Here is an 11,071-nt window from a genome sequence, read left to right as displayed (position 1 = left end):
CAGGATAAAGGGCGAAGAGTCTCGCCCTTTATAAGTCAGAAGTGATTGCCGTTAATAAGCCTGGCGGCTTACTGGAAACCACCCTGTAATGCGCTTTGCGCCTGACCGAGCGCCTGAGCGTTCGCAGACAGGTTTTGCATCAGCGTATTGTACTGCTCGGCTTGCTGCTGAGTAGGGAACTGAATCGCCGGGCCGTTAAACGTCACTTTGCTGCCCTGCTGCTGCAGGAAGTCGCCGGTTTGTACCGCATCCTGGCTCAGCGTCTGCAACGCAGGTAACAGCGGCTGCAACGAGTTGGCAGGCTGAGTCACCACTTTGTTGTAGACGTTGTCATACACGGTTTTCAGCTCTTCCGGCTGCTTCAGCGCGGCCTTGCTGCTGTCTGCCTGCGTTTTGGCCGCCTGGATTTGCTGAGTCAGCACGCCCAGCGATCCGCTGGCCTGGCGCAGCGCATCACGGTGGGTCAGATAATCCTGTGGGGTGCGAATGGCGGTAAGCTCATCCACCACCGGCTTCATACCGGAATCCACAGCGCGGTTAACCTGCTGTGAGAAACCATAAATGATGGCGTAATCGCTGACGTAATTGCCGAATTTCTGCTTCTGATCTTCGCTAAGGCTCGGCAAGTGTTCGCCGCTGCGCATCACGGTATTCTGCAGGAAATCGATAAAGGCTTTGCGCTGGTCGGCTTCTTTATCGCCGCAACCAGTCAGTTGAAAGACCAGAAATAGGGCCACAAAAGGCACTAACAGACGCGAGCAGACGCGAAAGATTCCTGTCGTCATGGGAAGTAACTCCTGTAATTGTAGGGCTGGCAAGCAGTGAGGGCGGCAAACGCCGCACCTAAGAATAGTCCGTAAGGGACGGGGAGGACAGGGAAAAGAGCGCCGGAAGGGTGAATTAATTCTGACTTCCGGCAGGGAGAGTCAGTAAACCAGCGCCTGGCCGTCTTTGCGACTTTCGGTGGCGGCAATGTAGAAGCCTTGCGGGTCACGGACGATGGCCTGAGCCCCGCCGAAGTTATAAGTCTGCAGCGGATCTTCCACCACAATCTTGTGCCCCATTGCCCGCAGGGCGGCTATCGTATTCAGCGCCATGGCCGGTTCCACGCTGACTTCTCGTCCTTCCACCACACGCCATCGCGGTGCATCGATCGCGGCCTGAGGATTCTGCTTTGCCAGCATGATGCGCAATGCCATCTGCAAATGACCCTGAGCCTGCATCGGGCCGCCCATCACGCCGAACGACATCAACGGCTGGCCCTCAGCGTCCAGTGCAAAGGCTGGAATAATGGTGTGGAAGGCCCGTTTGTTTGCCGCCACCACGTTCGGGTGATGCTCTTCCAGCACAAAGCCTGCGCCACGGTTTTGCAGGCTGATGCCGGTGCCCGGCACCACCACGCCAGAGCCAAAGCCCATATAGTTCGACTGAATAAAGGACACCATCATGCCGCTGGCATCGGCGGTGGAGAGGTAAACCGTGCCGCTCTGCTTAGGTGCGCCAAAGGTGAAGTCACCCGCTTTGGTTGGGTCGATCAGCGCTGCACGGGTTTTCAGGTAGTCGTCGCTCAGCAGGAGTTCCGCCGGGAACTCCATATGATCTTCATCGGCGATATACCGATCCAGATCGACCAGCGCCAGCTTCATCGCTTCAATCGACAGATGCAGCCACGGCAACGAATCCGGCTCATAACGGCCAATGTCCCACTGCTCCAGAATGCCCAGTGCCATCAGCGTGGCGATGCCCTGGCCATTTGGCGGCAGCTCCTGAACCGAGCCACCGGCAAACGGACGAGAAAGCATCTCCACCCAGTCCGCTTGATGGTTTTTCAGATCGTCCAGGGTCAATGATGCGCCGTGTTCTTTCGCAAAGGCAGCAATCTTCTCAGCCAGTTCACCGCGATAGAAAGACTCTCCGTTGCTGGCGGCGATTTTCTCCAGCGTGTCTGCCTGATCGGGATTGCGGAACAGCTCACCCACTTTGGGTGGGCGGCCTTCCGGCGCGAAGCAGGCGCTGAAACCAGGCTGATCGCGCAGTTTGTTATAACCCCGTTCCCAAAGATGACCGATCAGCGGCGAAACAGGGAAGCCGTTACGCGCATACTCGATAGCAGGCTGTGCCAGCGTGGTCAGTGGCAGTGTGCCAAATTTCTCAGCCAGCTCCACCCAGGCCGAAACGGCTCCTGGTACGGTTACCGCATCCCAGCCAATTTCCGGCATAGCGTCCAGATGGGCGAACGTTTCCCGCGACCAGGCGGCAGGCGCGCGGCCAGACGCATTCAGCGCATGCAGTTTTTTCCCGTCCCAGACAATGGCAAACGCATCGCTGCCGATCCCGTTGCCGGTTGGCTCAACCACCGTCAGCGCCATGGCCGTAGCAATCGCCGCATCCACCGCATTGCCGCCCAGTTGCAGCATGCGGATCCCGGCCTGAGCCGCCAGCGGCTGTGAAGCGGCCACCGCATTGCGGCCCATCATTGGCGCGCGGTATGAAGGGTAGCCGACGTTAAAATCACTGATTCCACTCATAGCAGTTCCTTAAGGATTAATCGTTACGCGGATCGAGCGCATCGCGCAGTCCGTCGCCAAGCAGATTGAAGCCCTGCACGATAAGAAAAATGGCAAGGCCAGGGAAAATCGACATCCACGGAGCCTGCTCCAGGAAGCCTTTAGCGGTATTCAGCATCGCGCCCCAGGAAGGATTGGGCGGCTGCTGACCGAGGCCAAGGAACGACAGACTGGCTTCGGTAATAATGGCGGAAGCAATTGCCAGCGTGGCCTGCACCAGAATCGGTGACATCACATTGGGCAGCACATAGCGCAGCACGATCCAGCGGTCTGGCAGCCCGATAGCGCGTGCGCCTTCGATGTACTCTTCATTGCGGATCGCGATCACCTGGCCACGCGTCAGGCGGGCAAAAATTGGCATAGCCGACAGACCAATGGCGATCATCGCATTGCCCAGGCTTGGACCAAGAAAAGCGCCAAGCGCGATCGCGAGGATCAGAAACGGGCAGGCCAGTAAGGCTTCGATAAAGCGCGAAATCACGCCGTCCCACATCCCTTGCCAGTAACCGGCAATCAATCCCAGCGGTACGCCGATCAGAATGGCGATCACCACGGAGATACACCCAGCCAGCAGCGACGTCCGCGCCCCCCAAATCAGGCGGGAAAGGAGGTCGCGTCCCAGTTCGTCAGTGCCCAGCCAGTGCAGCGCTGAAGGCGCTTTACGCACGGCCATAAAATCGGCTTTGATCGGGTCAAACGGTGCCAGCAAGGGCGCAAGAAGGGCGAGAAGCACAAAGAAAATCACAATTACCGCCCCAATCACCGCGCTTTTATTGCCGAGAAACTTCTTCAGCACGCGGTTGGTCGGTTTGCGCAGCGCAGCGGCGCTGCCGGAAGTCAGCACTTCACTCATCGTCAGCCTCGCATTTTCGGGTTAATCAGCATATAGAGCACGTCTGCCAGCAGGTTCAGCAACAGAAAGCCGATTGCCACGACCAGCACCACGCCCTGCACGACGGCGTAATCCCGGTTGAACACCGCATCAACAATCATTTTGCCAAAGCCTGGCAGGGTAAAGACCTGCTCAGTCAGCACTGCGCCGCCCAGCAACTCGCCGAACAGCAGCGTCGTCAACGTGATGACCGGCACCAGTGCATTACGGAAAGCATGCTTTAGGATCACCTTTTTCGGCAGCAAACCTTTCGCTCTCGCCGTGCGGATATAATCCGCTTTAAGAACGGCGATCATTGAGGCTCGCGTGTGGCGCATCAACGTGGCTGCCAGCCCGGTGCCAAGCACCAACGCGGGCAGCAGCAGCGTTTTGAAGTTCTGCGACACACTCTCGCTGAGCGAAACATACCCGGAAGCTGGCAACCACTGAAGATGCACCGAAAACAGCAAAATCAGCAGGATCCCCAGCCAGAAGTGCGGCACCGAGATGCCCGAAAGCGCGACAAAGTTGGTGGTATGATCAACCCAGCTGTTTTTGCGCACCGCGGCAATAATCCCCATGCTGATGCCGACCACCAGCGCCACAATCATCGCCAGCAGCGATAATTCCAGCGTGACCGGCAGCTTGCTGGCGATCAGCGCGGTGACCGGCTCCTGAGTTCGCAAAGAGGTGCCAAGGTCACCGCGCAGGGCGTTGCCCAGCCAGTAGATGTACTGCGTGGGCAGCGGGTCATTCAGGTGATACTGCTCGCGCAGTTGGGCAATCACCGCCGGATCGCGCTCTTCCCCAGCCATCGCCAGCACCGGGTCACCTGGCAGCAGCTTCTGCAGCGAGAACACCATAATGCTCACCAGAAACAGCGTGGGGATCGCCAGCAGCAGGCGTTTACAGATCAATTCCAGCATTGTCGCTCTCCGGCTTACGGGGCCATCTTCACGCCAGCCAGGCGCACAAGCCCGTCCGGCCAGGCTTTAAAGCCCTGCAGTTTCTTATTCATGCCAAAGATGCGCGGCTCAAAGTAGAGGTAGGCAATCGGCATATCGGTTTGCAGCTGTTTCACCACTTTGTCATACAGCGCCTGGCGGGTAGCCTGATCGTTAGTCTGGCGGGCTTCGGTCAACCAGCTATCCACCAGCGGATTGGTATAACGGCCATCGTTCAGGGTGCCTTTGCTGTTGATAAACGAGAAGATGCTGCCGTCCGGATCGGGGCGACCAGACCAGCCAGAAAGGCTGAGCTGATAGTCACCGCGCTGCTGGCGATCCAACAGGGAAGCGAACTCGCTCATCTGCAGATTCACGTTAAAGCCAGCTTCGCTAACCATCGCCTGAATCACCTGACCCACCTGCTGAGAAGTGGGGTTATTGGTGACCAGCAGCGTGACGTTAACCGGGGTTTTCACGCCGGCTGCGGCCAGCAGAGCTTTGGCTTTCTCGACATCGCGAGGGGCGATCGGCAGTTTGACGTGATAAGGACTGACCGGAGAAAACGCCTGATTGGCTGGGGTATATAAGCCTTCAAACGCCACCTGATTCAGCGCATCACGATCGATCGCCAGGGAGAAGGCCTCACGCACGCGGGCATCTTTGGCGAACGGATTGTTCGGGTCGACTTTGCCGTTAGCGATGTTAAAGGTAATGCCCTGATAACCCAGACCCGTCGTTTTGGCGAGGGCAAGTTTGCTGTCTGCCTGAACGGTCTTAACATCGCTGGCGGCGATCCCTTCAGTCAGATCCAGGTCGCCAGAACGCAGGTTAGCCAGGCGCACAGACGCATCAGGGATCGGCAGGAACACGACTTTGTCGAAGTGGTAAGCCGACTTGTTCCAGTAGTTTTCAAAGCGTTTCAGCACGATACGGTCCTGCTGAACCCGGCTGGCAAACTCATACGGGCCGGAGCACACTGGATGAGTGGCAAAGTCCGGTTTGGCGGCTGCTTTCGGGGCCAGCATCGCACCGGCACGGTCAGTCAGCTGGCTAAGCAAGGCGGCATCGGCATTTTTAAGGTGGAAAATAACCTGCGAAGGAGAAGCCACTTCGACCGAAGCAATCGAGGAGATTTCGCTTTTCCGCAGCGAACCTGGCAGCGTCAGTGCGCGATCGATGTTGTATTTCACCGCTTCCGCATCAAACTTCTCGCCGTCCTGGAACGTCACGCCCTGGCGCAGGTTCATGGTCAGCGTTTTCCCGTCTTCGCTCCACTTCCAGTCAGTGGCCAGGCCTGGCACCACCTTCAGATTCTCATCCACATCTACCAGGCGGTCGCACATCGCAGCAAAGACAAAGCGGCCGTAATAAGTGCGCGCCAGATGCGGGTCGAGCATATCCGGGTCAGCGCCCAGCCCAATCCTCAGGGTACTTTCTGCCTGAGCCTGCAGGCTGCCCAGCAGCATCAGGCCGCCAAAAGCGGTCAACAACGTGTGGCGTACTTTCATCGCGTCACTTCTCCAGAAGAGGTAATTGAAAGGTGTTTAACCGCTTGTTCAAACAGCGCACGACGCTGTAAAAAGGCGGAAGAAGGGGGAGCAATCGTAATCACGCTGCGGTCGCGGTTGATCTCCTGCCAGCGATGGCAGGCAATCTGGCGTCCGCCTGGTAAAATCTGGTGAATGGGCTCAACCAGTCGACATTCGTCGCTAACGTGTGGGCATCGGGTGTGAAAGCGGCAGCCGGTTGGTGGGTTGGCAGGGTTGGGTAAATCACCTTGCAGCATCGGGATTTGGCGGTTTGCGCCAGGCGTAAGCTGCGGAGCAGAGGCGATCAACGCTTGAGTGTAGGGATGCAGCGGCGCATCGAATATTTCATCTACCGTCGCCAGTTCAACGATCTGCCCCAGATACATCACCGCCACGCGGTCGCTCATATGGCGGATCACCGCCAGGCCGTGAGCCACGATGATCATCGTCAGGCCAAACTGCTGTTTCAGGCTCTCCAGCAGGTTGACCACCTGCGCCTGTACCGAGACATCCAGCGCGGAAACAGGTTCATCGCCCAGCAGCAGTTTTGGCCCGGATGCCAGCGCTCGCGCGATGCCGATACGCTGACGCTGGCCGCCGGAGAATTCGTGAGGATAGCGGCGTGACCAGGCCGCAGGAAGTCCGACCGTTTGTAGCAGATCGGCCACTTTTTCCTGACGTTGGCTGCTGCTTAGCGACTCGTGCAGCCAGATCGGTTCACCGACAATGCTCTCAACGTTCATTCTTGGGTTCAGAGAGGCAAATGGATCCTGGAAGATAATCTGCAGTTCACGGCGCAGCTGATTCAGGCGCGCGCCGCTGGCTTTGGTAATCTCTTCACCCTGATAAAACACCCGTCCCTGAGTCGGGGAAAGCAGGCGCAGCAGCAGTCGGCCAAGGGTAGACTTACCGGAACCCGACTCGCCAACTACCGCCAGCGTCTCACCAGGCATGACTTGCAGCGAAATGCGATCGACCGCTGTGACCTGCGGGATACGTTTAAACAGGCTTGAAGGACCGGCAAAGGTTTTGCTCAGGTCGGTGCATTCCAGAATCGGCGTACTCATGCAATTTCTCCCAGCGTGATGTGCTGTTCCAGCGGCGCGCGGAAGCAGGCCACCTGATGACGGGGACCGAAGGCTTTCAGGCTGGGTTTATGCTGATGGCAGCGGGTTTCGGCAAACGGGCAACGGGTAGCAAAACGGCAGCCTGCGGGCATCTGTTCAGGTAGCGGGACGGTACCCGGAATGGTCGCCAGTGAGGCACTGCGTGCACCAAGGCTGGGAATCGACCCCATCAGTCCGATGGTGTACGGGTGCTGCGGGTCGTTGAAAATCTCCTCCACATCGCCGGTTTCCACCACTTGCCCGGCGTACATCACCGCCACGCGCTGGGCGACTTCTGCCACTACGCCCAGGTCGTGGGTGATCATCAATACGGCCGTGCCGGTTTCGGCTTTCAGCGTATTCAGCAGCGCCAGAATTTGCGCCTGAATGGTCACGTCCAGTGCGGTGGTTGGCTCATCGGCAATCAGCAGTTTCGGGTGGTTGATCAGCGCCATGGCGATCATCACGCGCTGACGCATCCCGCCGGAAAGCTGGTGAGGGTAAGCTTTCAGCCGCATTTCAGGCGCAGGAATTTGCACCTTCTCCAGAATGTCCAGCGCGACCTTCATTGCCTCACGGCGGTTGACGTTGCGGTGGCGCATCACCGCTTCACTGAGCTGATCGCCCAGCGTGAAAGCCGGATTGAGCGAGGTCATCGGCTCCTGAAAAATCATCGCCAGCTGGTTGCCACGAATATCAGCGTAATCACGTGGGCTCAACGTCAGCAGGTTCTGTTCGAGGAAGGACATGCCGCCGTGCTTCACTTCTGCGCTGCTGGGTAACAGACCCATCAAGGCCAGTGAGGTGATGCTTTTGCCGCAGCCGGATTCGCCCACCAGCGCCAGCGTTTCACCGGCATGCACCTCCAGCGAAATATTGTCGAGCACGCTAACCGGCGAGCCTTTGAACTGCACATTGAGCTGGCTGACGGCCAGTACCGGGGAAGGGTTTTCAGGGCTCATGGTTGCTCCTCGTCGCCGCTGCTGATGGCTTCAATCAACGCCTGTTGCAGGGCCAACAGGTGTTCACGCATGGCTGCGGCTGCTTCAAGCGGTTGGCGTGCGGCGATGTGCTGCACCAGACGTTGATGATGGTCGTCGTAGTTGTTCAGGCGGTCCTGAGTGCGTGCCAGCACGCGCAGATGCTGCCAGCTGGGTTCGCGGCGCACGGCATCGATGGCATCAAACAAACCAAGCATCAGTCGGTTTCCGGCTGCTTCTGCAATGGCACGGTGAAAGGCGCTGTCCCAAAGCTCATGCTGATCGCCGTCGCCGAGCGTAATACTGTGCATTCTTTCCAGCAGCCGCTTGAGCAGAGCAATCTGTTCATTACTGGCTCGCAGCGCTGCCATTCGTGCCAGCCCAGGCTCAAGCTGAACACGGGCTTCCATCACTTCCAGCAGATTGGATTGCTGCGGCAAGTCCTGCAGAACCAGCGGCTGCACAGGAGCAGCGGGGCCAACAAAGGTGCCTTTGCCCTGTTTGCGCCAGATCCGGCCTTCTTCCTCAAGCACATCCAAAGCGCGGCGAATTTCCCGGCGACCGACGGCAAAGCGTTCCGCAAGCTCACGTTCGGTGGGTAGCGGCAGGTCAGGCTGCACCTCATGCTGTTGGATCAGCTGGCGAAGCTTTTCCAGCGCGGAGCTGGAGTTAACGGCGGTTTCTGGCGTGTCACCCATAATTGGTTCGCTTGTTTACTCATCAGTAAAAGGGCTGATATGAGCCTTTTCCATCACATCTGGTGATGGTTTGCTCAGTCTCTCTTTCATTAAAGTAGGCAAGAACCGAACCAATTTTTTATTGGTTCGCTAATTTGTGAGTCAGATCGCGCTAATCATCTGAATTTGAGGGGATTTAAAAAAATCAGGGCTTTTGGAGGGTCATGACCACTGTTAACAAGCGTGCCTGATTTTGGTGCAGGGCAACGCTACCTGTGCGCATAAAACGGGCACACCCGGTATATGAGGAGAAACCCTGCGAACAGTGTCTATTTTTAAAAACGGTAATAACCGCGCCATCCGTCTGCCGCGCGATCTGGATTTTGCGGGGGTGAGTGAACTGGAGATTATTTAGTAGGGAACCTCATCAGGAGGCTTTTTCGTTCACGGTCATAATGAAATGAAGAGGGTGTTCTTCCTGATTTTCATAGAAATGCGGAACATCCGTTTTGGCTGTAGCCGAACAACCGCTATTCACCTTATACAAAATCTCTTTAACACCCAGAGTAAGCGTCCCAGACTGCACGTAAAGCAGTTCCAGCGTGCCAGAGGGATGTCCCGAAGAATGAAACTTCTCGCCGGGGAGCATTTCCCATAACCAGAGTTCGGTCATGTCCGGCCCACCTGAACCGGCAAGCAGTCTGGCACTTCCCCCCTTGTCTCCTTTCCAGAGTTCAGGTATCTCCGCTTCAGTAATAATGTGAACATCGGGCTTAATGCTCACATCTACAAAATCGGCCACTGATACCCCCATTGCAGCACCAAGTCGGCACAGCAGGGCAATGCTCGGGTTAGCCTTACATCCCTCAATTTCGACCAGCATGCCTTTACTGATATTTGCCCGCCTGGATAACTCATCAAGCGACAATTTTTTTTGCTTACGGTACAGCTTAATCCGCTGGGAGACAGCGTGGTTTACGGTGCTAACATCCGCACCAGCATCGGTCACTAAATTGACTTTTTTGGTCATTGGTCGATATCATGAGATAAATTGGTCATTACAGGATTATCCCGTGATTACAGTCTCTCCGTCAATTGCTCCAGAAGTTTATGATATCGCCCCGGATTTTCGGGCCTTAAGTATCTCTGTACAGGCTGCGCCTTTACTGAATCCTGATGTGGGAGAAACGGCGCTGAAAGAAGCCTGTGAAGCTGTTTTGGCCGGTGCTCCTGAATGGGCTGAAGTTCATCTGGCCGCATGGGCTGAAGTGTTCCAGCGGTTTGGTGCCAAGCCAAAACGCACTCCCTGTTCTGCTGATGCACTGCGTAAGCGTGTGCTTCGTGAGGGCACAATGCCGGCGCTCGATCCCATTGTGGATCTCTATAACGCCGTTAGTCTGCGCTATGCCGTTCCTGTGGGTGGAGAAAATATTATTGCCTACCAGGGGACACCACGTTTGATCGTGGCAGAAGGCACTGAGCCTTTTGATGTCATTAAAGAGGGTGAACCTGCGGTGGAATATCCTGTACGTGGAGAAGTGATCTGGTGTGATGATCTGGGAGTGACGTGCCGTCGTTGGAACTGGCGACAGGGGATCAGATCCCGCTTAAGCGCGGAAAATCAGCACATGTGGTTCATCCTGGAAAGCTTGCCGCAGATGCCCCTGAAGAAATTACACGAAGCCGGGAAGATGCTGACTGACGGCCTTGAAAAAATGATGCCGGGTCTGCGGTTCGACATTGCTCTCATAGAAGCGTAATACTGTCATATCATTCAATATAAACGGTCTGTTCACCGGCTTTTGTTCTTTTCCGTTAACGGCTGTTACTGCCAGCGGTGTGGATGAACGGTGAGGCAGTAAATTCGGAAAAAATTTTCCCAAGGGCCGGTGGAAGCACATCAGCACAATACTTTTGAGAAACAGACGGCCTCTTCTCTGCCTGTGTAGGGGCCATAATTCTCAATACGGACATACCCATTTTTCTCGTAAAAATTTACGGCCCGATGGTTGATATATCGGGTTTCTAACCTCAGCTCAACATATCCCATCTCTTTGGCGGAGTTTTCCAGAAAAGTGAGTAAAGCGCGACCAACGCCTGGGACACTTCGGTCTGAAAACATTCTTTTAAGCTCGGCTATATTTTGCGCTAATGGCCGAATAGCGCCGCATCCCACCGCATCACCATGGGCATTCTTTGCCAATACCCATAACGCTTTTTCACTGTTCATTGCTTCAACAGTGAAATGACTTTTGCCATTATCACCAGTAATAGCGGCAAGTTCTGCTGATAGCAATTCGATTAGGCGAAGGGAATCTGAAGAAAACGGATCTGATTTCTCTATTTTTATCATGGTGATATCCTGCAGGATGAGTGTGACCAACATAAAGCATC

The 11,071-nt window shown here is 56.1% G+C and carries 11 protein-coding genes and 1 pseudogene; 2 read left to right on the top strand and 10 right to left on the bottom strand.

What is annotated here, in order from left to right; genetic code table 11:
- Window positions 1-68: 68 nt before the first annotated feature.
- The 8 genes from WCC56_RS19010 to WCC56_RS18975 all read right to left on the bottom strand — a co-directional run bounded on the left by WCC56_RS19010 (window position 69) and on the right by WCC56_RS18975 (window position 8,698).
- Complete coding sequence (locus tag WCC56_RS19010; protein ID WP_424693885.1) at window positions 69-785, bottom strand: DUF3053 domain-containing protein; 717 nt, start codon at window positions 783-785, stop codon at window positions 69-71.
- 141 nt (window positions 786-926) lie between these two features.
- A complete protein-coding gene (locus tag WCC56_RS19005) occupies window positions 927-2,528 on the bottom strand; it encodes a gamma-glutamyltransferase family protein (protein ID WP_424693884.1) in 1,602 nt (533 codons plus the stop codon).
- Between the two features lie 16 nt (window positions 2,529-2,544).
- Window positions 2,545-3,420 (bottom strand): ABC transporter permease, encoded by an 876-nt coding sequence (locus WCC56_RS19000; RefSeq protein WP_424693883.1) that lies wholly within the window; start codon window positions 3,418-3,420, stop codon window positions 2,545-2,547.
- A 2-nt stretch (window positions 3,421-3,422) separates the two neighbouring features.
- Window positions 3,423-4,364, bottom strand: a complete 942-nt coding sequence (locus tag WCC56_RS18995) for an ABC transporter permease (protein ID WP_424693882.1) — start codon at window positions 4,362-4,364, stop codon at window positions 3,423-3,425.
- 14 nt (window positions 4,365-4,378) lie between these two features.
- Window positions 4,379-5,893, bottom strand: a complete 1,515-nt coding sequence (locus WCC56_RS18990; RefSeq protein ID WP_424693881.1) for an ABC transporter substrate-binding protein — start codon at window positions 5,891-5,893, stop codon at window positions 4,379-4,381.
- Window positions 5,890-6,981: an ABC transporter ATP-binding protein gene (locus tag WCC56_RS18985; RefSeq protein ID WP_424693880.1), complete on the bottom strand. Its 1,092-nt coding sequence runs from the start codon at window positions 6,979-6,981 to the stop codon at window positions 5,890-5,892. The genes WCC56_RS18990 and WCC56_RS18985 overlap by 4 nt, the downstream gene beginning before the upstream one ends.
- Entirely contained in the window at window positions 6,978-7,982 is a 1,005-nt protein-coding gene (locus tag WCC56_RS18980; RefSeq protein ID WP_424693879.1) for an ABC transporter ATP-binding protein, read from the bottom strand. Before WCC56_RS18980 ends, WCC56_RS18985 begins: the two co-directional genes overlap by 4 nt.
- Window positions 7,979-8,698: a FadR/GntR family transcriptional regulator gene (locus WCC56_RS18975; RefSeq protein ID WP_424693878.1), complete on the bottom strand. Its 720-nt coding sequence runs from the start codon at window positions 8,696-8,698 to the stop codon at window positions 7,979-7,981. Before WCC56_RS18975 ends, WCC56_RS18980 begins: the two co-directional genes overlap by 4 nt.
- Window positions 8,699-8,993: 295 nt before the next feature.
- Between WCC56_RS18975 and WCC56_RS18970 the strand changes: the two are divergent.
- Window positions 8,994-9,089: pseudogene (locus WCC56_RS18970) on the top strand (type II toxin-antitoxin system VapB family antitoxin); the annotation flags it as partial.
- A gap of 15 nt (window positions 9,090-9,104) precedes the next feature.
- Here WCC56_RS18970 and WCC56_RS18965 read toward each other — a convergent pair.
- Complete coding sequence (locus WCC56_RS18965) at window positions 9,105-9,707, bottom strand: helix-turn-helix domain-containing protein (protein ID WP_424693877.1); 603 nt, start codon at window positions 9,705-9,707, stop codon at window positions 9,105-9,107.
- 43 nt (window positions 9,708-9,750) lie between these two features.
- On the opposite strand from WCC56_RS18965, the gene WCC56_RS18960 reads away from it, so the two are divergent.
- Window positions 9,751-10,437: a B3/B4 domain-containing protein gene (locus WCC56_RS18960; RefSeq protein ID WP_424693876.1), complete on the top strand. Its 687-nt coding sequence runs from the start codon at window positions 9,751-9,753 to the stop codon at window positions 10,435-10,437.
- Window positions 10,438-10,577: 140 nt separating this feature from the next.
- Here WCC56_RS18960 and WCC56_RS18955 read toward each other — a convergent pair whose 3' ends face one another.
- Window positions 10,578-11,063 (bottom strand): GNAT family N-acetyltransferase, encoded by a 486-nt coding sequence (locus WCC56_RS18955; RefSeq protein WP_424693886.1) that lies wholly within the window; start codon window positions 11,061-11,063, stop codon window positions 10,578-10,580.
- Window positions 11,064-11,071 lie beyond the last annotated feature (8 nt).

This window comes from Erwinia sp. (genome assembly GCF_049696395.1).
GTDB lineage: Bacteria > Pseudomonadota > Gammaproteobacteria > Enterobacterales > Enterobacteriaceae > Erwinia.
Note: the sequence above shows the minus strand (reverse complement) of the source record. Positions and strands in the feature narration are given on the sequence as shown.

Coding starts and splice junctions, on each gene's coding strand:
- WCC56_RS19000 (WP_424693883.1), bottom strand. CDS start 3,420: ATGAGTGAAGTGCTGACTTCCGGCAGCGCCGCTGCGCTGCGCAAACCG.
- WCC56_RS18965 (WP_424693877.1), bottom strand. CDS start 9,707: ATGACCAAAAAAGTCAATTTAGTGACCGATGCTGGTGCGGATGTTAGC.
- WCC56_RS18955 (WP_424693886.1), bottom strand. CDS start 11,063: ATGTTGGTCACACTCATCCTGCAGGATATCACCATGATAAAAATAGAG.
- WCC56_RS19005 (WP_424693884.1), bottom strand. CDS start 2,528: ATGAGTGGAATCAGTGATTTTAACGTCGGCTACCCTTCATACCGCGCG.
- WCC56_RS18995 (WP_424693882.1), bottom strand. CDS start 4,364: ATGCTGGAATTGATCTGTAAACGCCTGCTGCTGGCGATCCCCACGCTG.
- WCC56_RS19010 (WP_424693885.1), bottom strand. CDS start 785: ATGACGACAGGAATCTTTCGCGTCTGCTCGCGTCTGTTAGTGCCTTTT.
- WCC56_RS18985 (WP_424693880.1), bottom strand. CDS start 6,981: ATGAGTACGCCGATTCTGGAATGCACCGACCTGAGCAAAACCTTTGCC.
- WCC56_RS18980 (WP_424693879.1), bottom strand. CDS start 7,982: ATGAGCCCTGAAAACCCTTCCCCGGTACTGGCCGTCAGCCAGCTCAAT.
- WCC56_RS18990 (WP_424693881.1), bottom strand. CDS start 5,893: ATGAAAGTACGCCACACGTTGTTGACCGCTTTTGGCGGCCTGATGCTG.
- WCC56_RS18975 (WP_424693878.1), bottom strand. CDS start 8,698: ATGGGTGACACGCCAGAAACCGCCGTTAACTCCAGCTCCGCGCTGGAA.